Raw genomic sequence first — 16608 nt, 5'->3', positions numbered from 1 at the left:
GATATATAAAAACAAATCTTAATAACAAAAAAGCACCTCAAAGTAATTACTTCAAAGTACTCTAGTTAGTGAGCTGTGATGCTTTGAACACCATCTTCTCAGCAAAGGACTGAGTGCTTTTACCTTAAGCTAACAGCTCAAAATATTAAGTTTGTCTGTGAGATGTATATCAACAACCGACAATTAATATTAAACCATAAAGCACCATTTTATGCAACACCTTTTTTGAGAAAATATAATTAATTCGGTATAATCTGTTTAAACCGTGGATTTATCAGATCTAAAGGAGGATTTAACATGCTAATTATCGGATTTATTATCATGATTATCGCATTATTTATTATTTCTACAGTATGTACTTTACTATTTATTAATTGGCGTAACAAACATAGATAGGCCTAAATTATTGATATATTAAACTTGGTAAAGATTCTTATAAAAATTATTTATAAGAGGCATATCTTTTGACTATAACTTTAGGTATGCTTTATAGTTTTACCATAGTAATTAAGCAATAATATTTTTTATATCTGTTTATTTAAGGAGGAAACAACTCATGGGAGTATTTATTAACTCTATTCAAAGTGTGTTAGTAGTTGTTTTAATTATGCTACTAGGATACTTTTTAAGAAAAACTGGTTGGTTCGCTGACACATTCAGTAAGAACATTTCCAAGTTGATTAAAAACATTGCACTACCTGCTTCTATTTTCGTTGCCGTATTAAGTCGTTTGACTAGAGGCAAGTTAGTAAGTTTCGGTAGTTACCTAATCTGGGGTGTTATTTCAGTAGTAATTGGCTACATTATTGCCTACGCTCTAGTTAAGATTATGAAAGTTAGACCAGGTCGTCGTGGTGTATTTATTAACGCTATCGTTAACGCCAACACTATCTTCATTGGTTTACCATTAAACATTGCTTTATTTGGTGACAAATCAATGACTTACTTCTTGGTTTACTACATTATTAACACTGTTTCTACTTGGGCCTTTGGGGTATTCTTGATTAGTAACGATGATCCTACTAAACAAGATCAACCTAAAGAACACCACAAGATTAACTGGAAACAAGTTATTCCAATGCCTTTAGTTGGTTTCTTGGTTGCTTTAGTATTCTTATTACTAAACATTCCAGTATTGAAGGTACCATTCTTATCACAAACTCTAAGTTATGTAGGTAGCTTGGTAACTCCATTATCTCTAATTTACATTGGTATCGTATTGGCTGATGCTGGTTTGAAGAGCATTTCATTCGATCGCGATACTGTAGTAGCGTTAATCGGTCGTTTCATCTTTGCTCCGGTAGTTATGATTGTTATCTTATTAGCTGCTGGTCATGCAGGTGTATCACTACCAGGTATGTTTAACCAAACTATGATTGTTCAATCTGCTACTCCAATGTTGGCTGTATTACCAATTCTAGCAGCTGAATCACATGGTGACGTTAAATACGCTACTAACATCGTAACTACATCCACTGTATTATTCATTGTAGTTATCCCAATTCTAATGACTATCGTTCAATACATCTAATTGAACTTACTTTAATCTAATAAAAGAGGCGTCGGCATTGTGCCGGCGCTTTTTTGATGGGTTATAAATTGACAAGCGAGTATGGATAGCTTAGACTTTAAATAAATTAAGAAGAAAGCTGAGAAATAAAATGTTTGAAAAAATTTGTTACGCTTTAATTATCATTGCACTATTAATCTTAATCGGTGTATATGTAGCTTGTTATTAATAAATAGTGGGGATGACATTGATGAAATTTAGAAAAATTATGGGCGTAGCTGTGGCTATGCTAGTAGTTGCGGTAGGTTTATCCGCTTGTGGTAATAATAGTAGTAAAACCACTAACAACACTGCAAAAACTGCCAAGTCAGCAGTACAACCATCCAAAAATGCCTGGAAACATTCTTCCGAAAAGAAACCTTATCCTAAGATGGATTTAAAACTACATCACTGGATTTACGTTTCCATTAAAGATCAACGTGTATATATCAAAGATGCTAAAAACCGCACCTTATACACTATGCTATGTTCCACTGGTAATCATAATGGTACTCCTCGTGGTACTTTCCATGTACAAGCTGAACGTGGTAGCCATTTCTACAATGCTAATTCCAAAGAAGGGGCCAACTACTGGACTTCTTGGAAAGACCATGGAATTTATCTATTCCACAGTGTGCCTGTAAATGAAAAGGGACAATACTTAAAGAAAGATGCCCATCAATTAGGTGGCACTGCCAACTCACATGGTTGCATTCGTTTATCTATTCCAGATGCTAAATGGATTAATGAAAATGTACCTATGGGAACTAAAGTAGTAATTAAATAGTTAGATAAGAGTAGGACTTAAATCCTGCTCTTTTTTTGTATAAAAAAAGCTCCCCGTAATAACTTACGAGGAGTTGTTTTTAGTAGATTACATCACCGAGAATAACTAACATTATTACGGCAATTATTATAATCATAATAGTATTTTTGTTTTTAAATGAATAATGTTTACGATACAAGCTAAAGATTAGCGCTAACAGAGCGATAACTCCGATAGTGTACATAATAATTAACTTAATTTGTACCGATAAATCACTAGCGAGCATATGGCACCTTCTATTATTTAGTTAATAGTTGGTATGCATATCTTGCAGTCCATGGGTGACCATTTTCACGCATATGAATGATTCCACGCTTTTCAAAACCGTTAGTAGTGATAACGTGTTGCATACCTTTGTTTTCAGGATGAGTATCAATTCTGATATCTTTAAATCCTAATACACGGGATACAGTGATAAGACTGCTTACTAATTTTTCAGAAAGGTGTTGGCCACGGAATTGGTTAGAAATAGCCACACGGTGAATAGCAGCATAGTGTGCTTCTGAACCGTTAATCCAATCACCATCTTCAATGTTTAGATAGTTAGGATCAATTCCTTGGTGAATAGTAGCAGTTCCAGCAATTTTTCCGTCGGTGATTAAAACATAATTAATTCCATCTTTAATATCTTGTTTTAAATCTTCATCAGCAGGGTAACCATGTTGCCATTGGTCGATTCCTTGTTCGGCAAGGTAACCGATAGCTGAATGAATGATGTTTAAAATTTCTGGTAAGTCTTCTTCAGTAGACTTCTTTAAGTATGTTGCAGGCATTTTAACACTTCCTTTAATAAAATTATAAAAATCATAAGTAAAAAGTATATATAAAAACGTTGCAAATTGCAACGTTTTTAGTTTAGCACTTTATATTTAGCATACAATATTTTAGACAATAGTACAGAGAAGAAGCTTATAAAAGACTAATCTTTATAGCCATTCCCATTCCGCCACCTATACAAATGGTAGCAAGGCCACTCTTTTGGTGGGTGCGTTGTAAGTTATAAATTAATGAACCGACGATACGGGCACCGGAATCACCTAGGGGATGACCCATAGCAATAGCACCACCGGAGATGTTTAGTTTTTCGGGATCCATATGAATGTCTCTGGCTACTGCTAGTACTTGCGCAGCGAAAGCTTCATTTAATTCTACTAGGTCAATATCTTCTATAGATATGTTCATCTTTTCAAATAAAGTCTTAGTAGCACTGTAAGGTGCATAACCCATGTAGTCAGGATCGCAACCTGCTTCGGCATAACCATCAATGACAGCTAGCGGTTTTACGTTAAGACTTTTAGCAGCAGATTCGCTCATTAATACTAGAGCGGATGCACCATCATTTAAACTAGCTGCATTACCGGCAGTAACGGTACCGTCTTCCTTAAAGGCGGGACGTAATTTTCCTAAAACTTCCATATTAGTATCGCGACGAATAGTTTCGTCTTCTTTCATAATGTAGGAACTCTTTTTGGTTTTGACTTCAATAGGTACGATTTCTTTATCAAAGTATCCATTATCAAAAGCGTTAGCGGCACGCATATGTGATTTATATGCCCAAGCGTCTTGATCATGTCTAGAGATGTTAAACTTAGCGGCTACATTTTCTGCAGTGATTCCCATAGGTTGATGATTAAAAGCATCTTCTAGGGCGTCACTGTTTAGTGAATCTACTAATGTAACGTCACCTAGTTTTCTACCGCTACGCATATTCATGTTAAGGAAAGGAGCGTTAGACATACTTTCTACTCCTCCGGCGACTACTACGTCCGCGTCACCCATAGCGATAGCTGCTTGAGCATTACGGATAGCTTTTAGTCCGGAACCGCAAACTTGGTTAACGGTGTTGGCGGTGGAGCAGTTGGGGATGCCTGATCGTAATTCGATTTGTCTAGCAACGTTTTGTCTAGCTCCAGCTTGAATAACATTACCAAAGATAACTTGGTTTACATCTTTAGGATTAATGTTAGCTTGTTTAATAGCTGCTTTAGTAACAATGGTTCCTAAGTCGACTGAAGAGAAGTTCTTTAATGAACCATTCAGTTTACCAATAGGAGTTCTTTTGGCAGCAGCAATAACTACTTTTTCCATATTAATAAGGGCTCCTTTGTTAATTATCTATAATGGTAATTATAATGATTATTCAGAGAAATTCTATTAAATAGAAAAAATTTTAAAAAAGTTTCACTTTTCTATTGACCCATATCCCTAAAGTTGATATAGTTATACATGTCGTTGATTGAGACGGCAAAACAAAACAAGTTGTTCAAAATTAAATAAAAAAAGTTGTTGACTTGATTATTTAATTTTGATATTATATATACTGTTGTCGTTGCGATAGAGCAATTGATAACAAATTAACTTAAAAAATTAATTATAAAAAGTTGTTGACATTAAGTTGTTAACATGATATAATTAATAAGCCGGCTGATAAAGCTGGTAATCAAATTGGTAGATCTTTGAAAACTGAACAAGATTGATAATTCGATGATGTGTAAGGAATCTTATAACAAAGTTATAAGAATTAAACATTGCGAAGTCAATTCGCTTATAAAATAACAATTTATTCAGAAGAGCTAAGTTAAGCTTTTCATCTTTTAAGATGAGAGTTTGATCCTGGCTCAGGACGAACGCTGGCGGCGTGCCTAATACATGCAAGTCGAACGAGCTCTCCCAAAATTGATTTTATGCTTGCATAAATGATTTTTTGGATTCGGAGCGAGTGGCGAACTGGTGAGTAACACGTGGGTAACCTGCCCTTAAGTGGGGGATAACATTTGGAAACAAATGCTAATACCGCATATGAATTAAAACCGCATGGTTTTAATTTGAAAGATGGCTCTGCTATCACTTTTGGATGGACCCGCGCCGTATTAGCTAGTTGGTGAGATAAAAGCCCACCAAGGCGATGATACGTAGCCGACCTGAGAGGGTAATCGGCCACATTGGGACTGAGACACGGCCCAGACTCCTACGGGAGGCAGCAGTAGGGAATCTTCCACAATGGACGAAAGTCTGATGGAGCAACGCCGCGTGAGTGATGAAGGGTTTCGGCTCGTAAAACTCTGTTGTTAAAGAAGAACAAGTGTAAGAGTAACTGTTTACGCTTTGACGGTATTTAACCAGAAAGCCACGGCTAACTACGTGCCAGCAGCCGCGGTAATACGTAGGTGGCAAGCGTTGTCCGGATTTATTGGGCGTAAAGCGAGCGCAGGCGGTCTTGTAAGTCTGCTGTGAAAGCCCTCAGCTTAACTGAGGAAGTGCAGTGGAAACTACGAGACTTGAGTACAGAAGAGGAAAGTGGAACTCCATGTGTAGCGGTGAAATGCGTAGATATATGGAAGAACACCAGTGGCGAAGGCGGCTTTCTGGTCTGTTACTGACGCTGAGGCTCGAAAGCATGGGTAGCGAACAGGATTAGATACCCTGGTAGTCCATGCCGTAAACGATGAATGCTAGGTGTTGGAGGGTTTCCGCCCTTCAGTGCCGCAGCTAACGCATTAAGCATTCCGCCTGGGGAGTACGACCGCAAGGTTGAAACTCAAAGGAATTGACGGGGGCCCGCACAAGTGGTGGAGCATGTGGTTTAATTCGATGCTACGCGAAGAACCTTACCAGGTCTTGACATCTTCTGCCAACCTAAGAGATTAGGCGTTCCCTTCGGGGACAGAATGACAGGTGGTGCATGGTTGTCGTCAGCTCGTGTCGTGAGATGTTGGGTTAAGTCCCGCAACGAGCGCAACCCTTATTATTAGTTGCCAGCATTTAGTTGGGCACTCTAGTGAGACTGCCGGTGATAAACCGGAGGAAGGTGGGGATGACGTCAAATCATCATGCCCCTTATGACCTGGGCTACACACGTGCTACAATGGATGGTACAACGAGTCGCAAAACCGCGAGGTCAAGCTAATCTCTTAAAGCCATTCTCAGTTCGGATTGCAGGCTGCAACTCGCCTGCATGAAGTTGGAATCACTAGTAATCGTGGATCAGCATGCCACGGTGAATACGTTCCCGGGCCTTGTACACACCGCCCGTCACACCATGAGAGTTTGTAACACCCAAAGACGATGGGGTAACCTTCGGGAGCCAGTCGTCTAAGGTGGGACAGATGATTAGGGTGAAGTCGTAACAAGGTAGCCGTAGGAGAACCTGCGGCTGGATCACCTCCTTTCTAAGGAAAATTTCGGAAACTTACATTAGAATGTATCAATCTTATTCAGTTTTGAGAGGTTTACCTCTCTAACTTGGTTCTTTGAAAACTAGATATTATTTAATTTCTATATTGAATTTGTATTTAATACAATTTCAACCGAGAACACCGCGTTATTTTGAGTTTTAAAATATAGTTTATTCGTAATACTCAATTAACCAAACATCACGTAGTGATGAATAGGTTAAGTTATGAAGGGCGCATGGTGGATGCCTTGGCACTAGGAGCCGATGAAGGACGGGACTAACACCGATATGCTTCGGGGAGCTGTACGTAAGCTTTGATCCGGAGATTTCCGAATGAGGAAACTCAATAATCTTAATCGATTATTACTAATTAATGAACTGAGTAGTTAATTAGAGGCAGACGTGGGGAACTGAAACATCTCAGTACCCACAGGAAGAGAAAGAAATTTCGATTCCCTAAGTAGCGGCGAGCGAACGGGGAACAGCTCAAACCAAAGAGCTTGCTCTTTGGGGTTGTAGGACTGAACATTTGAGTTACCAAGTTAATTGATAGTCGAATTATCTGGGAAGTTAAGCGATACAGGGTGATAGCCCCGTAGACGAAATCAATTAACCTCAGTTCAGGATCCTGAGTACGGCGACACACGTGAAACGTCGTCGGAAACCGGGAGGACCATCTCCCAAAGCTAAATACTCCCTAGTGACCGATAGTGAACCAGTACCGTGAGGGAAAGGTGAAAAGCACCCCGGAAGGGGAGTGAAATAGTTCCTGAAACCATGTGCCTACAAGCAGTCAGAGCTCGTTAATGAGTGATGGCGTGCCTCTTGTAGAATGAACCGGCGAGTTATGTTAACATGCAAGGTTAAGACGGAAAGATCGGAGCCGTAGCGAAAGCGAGTCTGAATAGGGCGTTACAGTATGTTGAGATAGACCCGAAACCAGGTGATCTACCCATGTTCAGGCTGAAAGTGCGGTAAAACGCACCGGAGGGCCGAACCCGTGTACGTTGAAAAGTGCTGGGATGAAATGTGGGTAGCGGTGAAATTCCAAACGAACTTGGAGATAGCTGGTTCTCTCCGAAATAGCTTTAGGGCTAGCCTCGGACTTAGAATCATGGAGGTAGAGCCACTGTTTGGATGAGGGGCCCGTCATGGGTTACTGAATTCAGATAAACTCCGAATACCATTGATTTATATGTCCGGGAGTCAGACGATGAGTGATAAGATCCACCGTCGAAAGGGGAACAGCCCAGACCACCAATTAAGGTCCCTAAATATATGCTGAGTGGAAAAGGATGTGAAGTTGCATAGACAACTAGGATGTTGGCTCAGAAGCAGCCACCATTTAAAGAGTGCGTAATAGCTCACTAGTCGAGTGATTTTGCGCCGAAAATTTACCGGGGCTAAGCATATTACCGAGATTGTGGACATGACGTAGTCATGTGATAGGAGAGCGTTCTAAGGGCAACGAAGTTGGACCGCAAGGACTGATGGAGCGCTTAGAAGTGAGAATGCCGGTATGAGTAGCGAAAGAATAGTGAGAATCTATTCCACCGATTGACTAAGGTTTCCTGGGGAAGGCTCGTCCTCCCAGGGTAAGTCGGGACCTAAGCCGAGGCCTAGAGGCGTAGGCGATGGATAACAGGTTGAGATTCCTGTACTAGTTAATTATGTTTGAACGATGGAGGGACGCAGAAGGCTAACCCATGCACACTGTTGGATATGTGTGTTCAAGTGATAAGTCAGTTGATGAGTGAAATGCTTATCAGCGTGTTGACAAGTCATGATGAGGATCGAAATAAAGTAGAGAAGTGGGCCATGTCACGCTGCCGAGAAAAGCTTCTAGTGAGTAATTAACTACCCGTACCGCAAACCGACACAGGTAGTCAAGGAGAGTATCCTAAGGTGAGCGAGTGAACTCTCGTTAAGGAACTCGGCAAAATGACCCCGTAACTTCGGGAGAAGGGGTGCTACACGCAAGTGTAGCCGCAGTGAAAAGGCTCAGGCGACTGTTTATCAAAAACACAGGTTTCTGCAAAATCGTAAGATGAAGTATAGGGGCTGACGCCTGCCCGGTGCTGGAAGGTTAAGCGGATGAGTTAGCTTCGGCGAAGCTCAGAAGCGAAGCCCCAGTAAACGGCGGCCGTAACTATAACGGTCCTAAGGTAGCGAAATTCCTTGTCGGGTAAGTTCCGACCCGCACGAAAGGCGTAACGATCTGAGCACTGTCTCAACGAGAGACTCGGTGAAATTGAGATACCTGTGAAGAAGCAGGTTACCCGCGACAGGACGGAAAGACCCCATGGAGCTTTACTGTAATTTGATATTGGGTGTTGACATAGCTTGTACAGGATAGGTAGGAGCCGTGGAAACCGGAACGCTAGTTTCGGTGGAGGCATTGTTGGGATACTACCCTCGCTGTGCTAACACTCTAACCCGCGCCACTGAACGTGGCGGGAGACAGTGTCTGATTGGCAGTTTGACTGGGGCGGTCGCCTCCCAAACAGTAACGGAGGCGCCCAAAGGTTCCCTCAGAATGGTTGGAAATCATTCATCGAGTGTAAAGGCAAAAGGGAGCTTGACTGCGAGACAGACAGGTCGAGCAGGGACGAAAGTCGGGCTTAGTGATCCGGTGGTTCCGCATGGAAGGGCCATCGCTCAACGGATAAAAGCTACCCTGGGGATAACAGGCTTATCTCCCCCAAGAGTTCACATCGACGGGGAGGTTTGGCACCTCGATGTCGGCTCATCGCATCCTGGGGCTGTAGTTGGTCCCAAGGGTTGGGCTGTTCGCCCATTAAAGCGGTACGCGAGCTGGGTTCAGAACGTCGTGAGACAGTTCGGTCCCTATCCGTCGCGGGCGTAGGAAATTTGAGGGAAGCTGTCTCTAGTACGAGAGGACCGAGATGGACATACCGCTGGTGTACCAGTTGTCCTGCCAAGGGCACCGCTGGGTAGCTATGTATGGATGAGATAAACGCTGAAAGCATCTAAGTGTGAAACCGACCCCGAGATGAAATTTCCCATTCCTTTATGGAAGTAAGACCCCTAAGAGATGATTAGGTAGATAGGCTAGAAGTGGAAGTGCAGCAATGTATGGAGCGGACTAGTACTAATTGGTCGAGGACTTAACCAAGTAAGGTAAGTATCGGAGAAGTAAATAATATCTAGTTTTGAGAGAACGAAGTTCTTTCAAATAAAATAGTGTGGTGGCGATAGCTAGAAGGACACACCTGTTCCCATGCCGAACACAGAAGTTAAGCTTCTAAACGCCGAGAGTAGTTGAGGGATCGCCCTCTGCAAGGGTAGGACGTCGCCGCGCAATTGCTAAAGAGATATCGTTAAGATATCTCTTTTTTTGTATAATGATATTTAAATGGTCTAATTTATGATAAAATTATCATAATACCTATTTTAAGGGAGTTACTAAATATTATGAAAAAATTTAAATTAACATTGGGTTGGCAGATTTTTGCCGGATTAATTCTAGGAATTATTTTAGGTTTAATCTTCTACAAAAATGCTACTGCCATTACTGCTATGCAAAGCATTGGAACCATGTTTATTCGCTTGATTCAAATGATCGTAGTGCCTATCGTAGTTTCTTGTTTAACGGTCGGAATCGCCAATATCGGGGACATACATAAGCTTGGACGTATTGGTGGTAAAACTATCCTATACTTTGAAATAATGACTACTATCGCCATTATTTTGGGTCTAGTAGTGGGTAACGTTTTCCATCCAGGTGATTTCATTAACGTTCATTCTTTACATGCTACTGATATTACTCAATACATGGCTACCGCTAAGTCAGCTAACCATACTGGAATCTGGGGAACACTAATTGGATTAATTCCGGTTAACGTCTTTAATTCCATTAGCAATGGCGATATGATGCCTATCATCGTCTTCTCCGTATTCTTTGGTTTAGGTACAGCTGCTATTGGTGAAAAGGGTAAAGTCATTGTCGACTTCCTACAAGCGGTATCTCAAGTTATGTTTAAGATTACCGGTTGGATTATGAAGTTATCTCCTATTGGAGTTTGTGCTTTAATCGGGGTAACCTTAGCTGAACTAGGGGTATCTGCCTTAGCACCTTTAAGTTATTTCGTATTATTAACTTACCTAACTATGGCAATCTTCGTAATGGTAGTGATGGGCTTAGCTGCTCGTTTATTCGGCTTTAAGATCACTACTTTATTACATGTTATTAGAGATGAAGCAGTACTAGCATTTTCTACTGCCAGTTCAGAAGCTGCTTTACCTAGAAATATTGATAAAATGACTAAGTTTGGGGTTAGTTCTTCCATCGTATCCTTTGTTATTCCTACTGGATACACATTTAACTTAGATGGATCTGCTATTTATCAATCCTTAGCTGCATTATTCTTAGCACAAGCATATGGAGTTCATTTATCCATTGGACAACAATTAACTCTATTAGTTGCATTAATGATTACTTCTAAGGGTATGGCAGGGGTCCCAGGAGCCTCATTTGTGGTCTTATTAGCCACTGTTTCTACTGTAGGTATTCCTGTGTCCGGATTGACTTTCATCGCCGGAATCGACCGTTTTATTGATATGGCAAGAACGGCAGTTAACGTTATTGGTAACTCACTTGCTACCGTTATTATTGGTAAATCAGAAAAAGAATTCGACCATGATAAAGAAGCTAAATATTTAAAATCATTAAACATAGATAAATAGTAATAAAAAGGTCTGGTTTCGATATTATTCGAAGCCAGATCTTTTTTTATCTATATATATGGAAACTAAAAAAGCTACAACCGGTTAGGTTGTAGCTTTTATAATTAGTAGTCAGATAAGTAGCAATTACTTTGGCGTAAGCTCACGTCCCCATGAACTCAACGAAGATTTTTGTGTAATCTCATAATTACTCGGTTTATCCTCAAATAATTTGTTTAGTTTGTAGTATAAACTGTTGTCCATACCTCCCCAATTAGTTCCCTAAAAGGTGAAGCATCATCAAGCAATTTTAATATTCAATTTTAAATCACTGTTATTAACTGCTAACACATCACTGTCACTTAACATTTCACTGTTAAATATGCAGTTAAAGGATACTGAGATAACCAACAACAGCTAATTCTCCATCTAAATCATATTCTGATTAACTATTTACGGGAAAACTAACTGTCAAAGGTCATCTCAATTCTATTTTTTAAAGAATTGAAACAACTTCTGACAATAATTTTCCCTTGATAGAATGATCTTTCGACGCTCCGGGATCAAAAGTTAATTCTGTCATAGTTGTTCACACTCCTTTTGTCTAGTTTTATTACAATGTTTATTATAACATGAACGAGCAAATTAAAACAATCTTTTTACATCTTCATATTCATTTTATCGTAACAGCTCATACCACCAAGATGTAGGTCTTCAACGGCAACACCGCGTTCTTTAGCGAATGCATTCATTAAAGTATCCATATCCATTAAATGAAATTTTTGTGGATGTTTAGGATCATCGACTTGGATTTGTGCCATCATACCGCCGTCTTCGTGTTCGATGATGTGGCAGTGATACATAAAGATACCAGGGTGGTCGAACCAAACCTTTAGACGAACGGTTTCGTTAGGATTGATACCAATAGTATCTTTTAGACCAGTTTCGTTAGGGTAAGGCTTTTTACCATCTCTATCTAATACTTCAAAGAAACAACCGTGCATATGATATGGATGCACCATACCGCCTTCACAGTCGTTGGTGTTAGTAACTTCCCAAATTTCGCAACTGCCCATTTCTTGTTTAGCATCGATGCGTTCCATATTAAATTTCTTATCATCAATTGCTACTTCTTCGTCCATACCTGACATAACGATATGGTGAACGGGAGTATTTTTAGTAACAGCAGGGGTATCCATAGTAAATAAAGTATCAGGAAGTTTGCTATCATCTTTTTCAAATTCATGAATTCTAAAATGCATAATAGGAACATCATCAGAATATAGAATTACGTCGTCACCTGGCTTGTAACCACTGAAATCTACCACAATTTCGGCTCTTTCAGCGCAAGTAAGCATTAAGTGGGTAAATTGTACCGGGTGAGTTAAAAGACTGCCATCGCCGGCAATTTGGGTGAATTTCAAATCATCAGAAAAATGTAGACGCCATTCACGACGGTTGGCACCATCTAATAAACGTAAACGTAATTTTTGTGTAGTGACATCAAAGTAGGGATTAATAGTTCCGTTAATCATGGCAGTAGGGCCTTGGACACCATCGGGATCATAATCCGCATGGTAATCCCATTGATTATCTTCATGGAAACGACGATCTTGTAAAATTACAGGAATATCATCGACTCCGTAATTGCGAGGCAAAGGTAAAATAGCCTCATGTTCATCTTTAACCACTACAGCAGTTGCTAGTCCATGCCAGACTTGTTCAGCTGTAGATGGGCAAGGATGAGCATGCAACCATAGGGTAGCCGCAGGTTGATCACATTTGAAATTTAATACCTTGCTTTCACCTGGATAAACGGGAGTATGACAACCACCATCAATATCGCCGGAAACACTTAGACCGTGCCAATGATAAGTAGTTAGTTCAGGAAGTTCATTTTTAACGGTAACGTGAATGTTTTTACCTCGCTTAAATAAAATGGTTTTACCTAACAAAGATTGGTTATAACCCCAAGTCTTAGTGGGTTTGCCGGGTAAAATATTAGTTTCACCAGCTTGTGCGATAACGGTGTAGTACATATCAGTGTCAGTTTCGCGATCGGGTTTTAATAATTCAGGAACGCGTAACTTTTGTGGAGCCACATCGCTAACTTCTAGAGGGACGTAACCACCATCATGAGTATTGAAGGCGGGTTCATAGAAAAAATAATCATTATACACTTGTTGATTCGACATATAGTCATCCTTTCTTTTATCAAGTTGATGTAAGTATATCCCTAAGGGTATACAAATGTAAATTATAATGATTATAAACTAGTAAAAAATATAAAGAAGTATAAAAAGGGTACAAAAAAAGAGACGATAGAATCGTCTCTTTTTTATAGAATCAATAATTATATTATTGTTCAGTGTACCATGGGTAATGGAAGTTACCTTCACGGTCTGTACGTTCATAAGTGTGAGCACCGAAGTAGTCACGTTGTGCTTGTAGTAAGTTAGCAGGTAATACAGTAGCACGGTATGAATCGTAGTAGTTAACAGCAGCTGATAATGAAGGAACTGGAATACCAGCCTTAACAGCTAGGGCAACTACGTCACGAGCATCTTGTTGATACTTGTTTGCGATGTCAGCAAAGTATGGGTCTAACAATAGGTTAGTTAGGTTTTCATTCTTTGCAAAGGCATCAGTAATGTTTTGTAAGAATTGTGCACGGATAATGCAACCTTCACGCCAGATTTGTGCTAGTTCACCGAACTTCAAGTTCCAGTCGTAGTTTTCTGAAGCGAAACGTAGTTGTTCGAATCCTTGTGCATAACTCATAATCTTACCGAAGTATAGAGCCTTACGTACTTTTTCAACTAAGTCCTTCTTGTCATCTTCTGAGATGATGTCTGAAGCCTTAGGTCCGTTAAGTACCTTAGAAGCTGCTAGACGTTCGTCTTTTAGCATTGAGATGAAACGAGCGTAAACTGATTCAGTAATAACTGATTGGTCAGTACCAACTTCCATAGCGTCTTCTGATGACCATTTACCAGTACCCTTGTTAGCACCACGGTCTAAGATCATGTCAACGATAGGCTTGTTCTTGTCAGCGCCTAAGTCATCTTTTCTAGTTAAGATGTCGGCAGTGATTTCGATTAGGTAACTGTTTAGTTCACCCTTGTTCCAGTCTTTAAAGATGTTAGCTAATTCATCAATGTCGATTCCGGCACCGTTACGTAGGATGTCGTAACTTTCATCGATTAATTGTTCATCACCGTATTCAATACCATTGTGAACCATCTTTACATAGTGACCTGCACCATTTGGTCCAATGTATGAAACACATGGCTTACCATCTTTAGCCTTAGCAGCAATCTTAGTTAGAACTGGTTCAACTAATTTGTAAGCTTCTTCTTGACCACCAGGCATTAGTGATGGACCGTGTAAAGCACCTAGTTCACCACCGGAAACACCCATTCCGATAAAGTTAATACCGGATTTGTCAAGTTTAGCATTTCTTTCCATAGTGTTATGGAAGTTAGTGTTACCACCATCGATTAAGATATCACCTTTGTCTAATAGAGGTAATAATTCGTCAATAACAGCGTCAGTTGGCTTACCAGCCTTAACCATCATAACGATACGACGTGGAGTTTCTAGAGATTTAACAAAATCTTCAACAGAGTAACTTGGAACCAAGTTTTTGTCTGCGTGATCCTTCATTACAACTTCAGTCTTTGAAGCTGTACGGTTGTAAATACCTACAGTGAAGCCACGGCTTTCAATGTTAAGGGCTAAGTTCTTACCCATAACAGCCATTCCAACAACACCAATGTTTGCTTTTGTATCAGCCATTAATAAACCTTCCTTTTTTAAAGAAAATTGTGTATAAATATACACCTAAATTTTAACATTTTACTGACAAAATGTCATATAATTATTTTTTTGAGTTAAAAACCCATGCTCTACCATCACGAGATAGTAGGTCATCAGCGGCTTTAGGACCCATGGAACCAGGAGTGTAGTTAGGGAAATCTGGTTGATCAGTATCCCAAACATGTCTGATTACATCGGCAAATTCCCAAGCACGACTTACTTCGTCCCAACTTGCGAAGTTAGTAGCATTACCTAAAATAGCGTCATGAATTAGACGTTCGTATGGTTCAGGAGTAGCTGCCTTTTCTTCGTCGTTTTGAACGTGAGTAAGGTCTAGAGGTTTCATTTCCATTCCTTGACCAGCTTTCTTACCATTTAGGTGAAGAACAACTTTGTTAACAGGGTCAACGAATAGAGTTAATACGTTATTGTTTAATTGACTTTCTGAGTTGTCTGCTGCAGCAAAGATATCGATAAGAGGCTTCTTAAATACGATGTCAATACGAGTGAATTTATCAGTAAGCATCTTACCAGTTCTAATGTAGAATGGTACGTTTGCCCAACGTTGGTTGTTAAATTCAACCTTACCAGCTACATAAGTTTCAGTAGTGGAATCGTTTGGCACGTTATCTTCGTGACGGTAATCCTTTTGGTCACCGTTGCTGCCATATTGGCCACGAACGAAGTTTTCGCGTGCTTCGTCAGGAGTGTAAATGTGCATACTACGTAAAGCACGGATCTTTTCACGACGAACATCCACATCTCTAAATGAAATAGGTTGTTCCATTGCTAAAATACTTAGCATTTGCATAGTATGATTTTGAATCATATCACGAAGCGCACCTGCACCATCGTAGTATCCGGCACGTTCTTCAACACCTAGCTTTTCAGATAGGGTTACTTGAACGTTGTCGATGTATTTGTTGTTCCAAATACCTTCTACTAATGGGTTACCAAAACGTAGGGCTAAAATGTTTTGAACCATTTCTTTACCTAGGTAGTGGTCAATTCTGTAGACTTGGTCTTCGTTAAATGATTTACCTAAAGCATTGTTCAACTCTTCGGCAGAATCGTAATCGCGTCCAAATGGCTTTTCGATAATTAAACGGTTGAAACCGCCGTTATCTGATAAGCAGTTGTGCACTTTAAGATTCTTAGCGACAGTACCAAAGAAATTAGGTGCCATCGAGATGTAGAAGATACGATTTCCATTGATTTCGTATTGTGCATCTAGTTTGTTAGCATAGTCACTTAGTGCATCATAATGTTCAGGTTTGGTTACATCATGTGACATGTAGTAAAAATGACTAGCGAATGATTGAGCTTGTTCATCGCTGTCAGCACTATCATTAATGGAATCCATGACTACGCCACGGAAAGTGTCATCGCTCCATTCACGACGACCAGTACCAATTAGTGCAAAGTGATCGTTATCGATATATCCTTTTTTGAATAAATTAAAAATGGATGGATATAATTTACGCTTAGCTAGGTCACCTGTTGCACCAAAAAGCATGAACAAGGCACGAGTTGCTGTTGCCAATTACCGTCACT

General features: G+C 40.0%; 8 protein-coding genes and 3 rRNA genes. 6 read left to right on the top strand and 5 right to left on the bottom strand.

Features of this window, described 5'->3' with window-relative positions; all coding sequences use genetic code 11:
• Positions 1-556: 556 nt before the first annotated feature.
• Both D7I45_RS00160 and D7I45_RS00155 read left to right on the top strand, forming a co-directional pair.
• Positions 557-1531, top strand: coding sequence for an AEC family transporter (locus tag D7I45_RS00160; RefSeq protein ID WP_120783784.1), 975 nt, complete (start codon positions 557-559; stop codon positions 1529-1531).
• A gap of 229 nt (positions 1532-1760) precedes the next feature.
• Positions 1761-2336: a L,D-transpeptidase gene (locus tag D7I45_RS00155; protein WP_120783783.1), complete on the top strand. Its 576-nt coding sequence runs from the start codon at positions 1761-1763 to the stop codon at positions 2334-2336.
• A 278-nt stretch (positions 2337-2614) separates the two neighbouring features.
• On the opposite strand, the gene D7I45_RS00145 is transcribed toward D7I45_RS00155, so the two are convergent.
• Both D7I45_RS00145 and D7I45_RS00140 read right to left on the bottom strand, forming a co-directional pair.
• Positions 2615-3148, bottom strand: a complete 534-nt coding sequence (locus D7I45_RS00145; protein WP_120783781.1) for a GNAT family N-acetyltransferase — start codon at positions 3146-3148, stop codon at positions 2615-2617.
• Positions 3149-3284: 136 nt separating this feature from the next.
• Positions 3285-4463 (bottom strand): thiolase family protein, encoded by a 1179-nt coding sequence (locus tag D7I45_RS00140; RefSeq protein ID WP_120783780.1) that lies wholly within the window; start codon positions 4461-4463, stop codon positions 3285-3287.
• A gap of 507 nt (positions 4464-4970) precedes the next feature.
• On the opposite strand from D7I45_RS00140, the gene D7I45_RS00135 reads away from it, so the two are divergent.
• The 4 genes from D7I45_RS00135 (at position 4971) to D7I45_RS00120 (ending at position 11256) form a co-directional block, all read left to right on the top strand.
• Positions 4971-6544, top strand: a 16S ribosomal RNA gene (locus tag D7I45_RS00135).
• Between the two features lie 221 nt (positions 6545-6765).
• Positions 6766-9685 (top strand): 23S ribosomal RNA (locus tag D7I45_RS00130).
• A gap of 69 nt (positions 9686-9754) precedes the next feature.
• Positions 9755-9871: ribosomal RNA gene (rrf, locus tag D7I45_RS00125) — 5S ribosomal RNA — on the top strand.
• Together the 16S, 23S and 5S rRNA genes form the textbook arrangement of a ribosomal RNA operon.
• 113 nt (positions 9872-9984) lie before the next feature.
• A complete protein-coding gene (locus tag D7I45_RS00120) occupies positions 9985-11256 on the top strand; it encodes a cation:dicarboxylate symporter family transporter (RefSeq protein WP_120783779.1) in 1272 nt (423 codons plus the stop codon).
• Between the two features lie 638 nt (positions 11257-11894).
• Here the strand turns inward: D7I45_RS00120 and D7I45_RS00115 are convergent.
• From D7I45_RS00115 to zwf, 3 genes are all read right to left on the bottom strand, one after another.
• Positions 11895-13430, bottom strand: coding sequence for a multicopper oxidase family protein (locus D7I45_RS00115; RefSeq protein WP_120783778.1), 1536 nt, complete (start codon positions 13428-13430; stop codon positions 11895-11897).
• Positions 13431-13593: 163 nt separating this feature from the next.
• A complete protein-coding gene (gene gndA, locus D7I45_RS00110; protein ID WP_120783777.1) occupies positions 13594-15033 on the bottom strand; it encodes an NADP-dependent phosphogluconate dehydrogenase in 1440 nt (479 codons plus the stop codon).
• An 82-nt stretch (positions 15034-15115) separates the two neighbouring features.
• Positions 15116-16597, bottom strand: a complete 1482-nt coding sequence (gene zwf / locus D7I45_RS00105) for a glucose-6-phosphate dehydrogenase (protein WP_120783776.1) — start codon at positions 16595-16597, stop codon at positions 15116-15118.
• Between the last annotated feature and the right edge of the window lie 11 nt (positions 16598-16608).

The organism is Apilactobacillus bombintestini (assembly GCF_003627035.1).
GTDB classification, from domain to species: domain Bacteria; phylum Bacillota; class Bacilli; order Lactobacillales; family Lactobacillaceae; genus Apilactobacillus; species Apilactobacillus bombintestini.
The sequence above is the reverse complement of the archived record's forward strand: the minus strand, read 5'-3'. Positions and strand labels throughout refer to the sequence as shown.

Coding starts and splice junctions, on each gene's coding strand:
- gndA (WP_120783777.1), bottom strand. CDS start 15,033: ATGGCTGATACAAAAGCAAACATTGGTGTTGTTGGAATGGCTGTTATG.
- D7I45_RS00115 (WP_120783778.1), bottom strand. CDS start 13,430: ATGTCGAATCAACAAGTGTATAATGATTATTTTTTCTATGAACCCGCC.
- D7I45_RS00120 (WP_120783779.1), top strand. CDS start 9,985: ATGAAAAAATTTAAATTAACATTGGGTTGGCAGATTTTTGCCGGATTA.
- D7I45_RS00155 (WP_120783783.1), top strand. CDS start 1,761: ATGAAATTTAGAAAAATTATGGGCGTAGCTGTGGCTATGCTAGTAGTT.
- D7I45_RS00145 (WP_120783781.1), bottom strand. CDS start 3,148: ATGCCTGCAACATACTTAAAGAAGTCTACTGAAGAAGACTTACCAGAA.
- D7I45_RS00140 (WP_120783780.1), bottom strand. CDS start 4,463: ATGGAAAAAGTAGTTATTGCTGCTGCCAAAAGAACTCCTATTGGTAAA.
- D7I45_RS00160 (WP_120783784.1), top strand. CDS start 557: ATGGGAGTATTTATTAACTCTATTCAAAGTGTGTTAGTAGTTGTTTTA.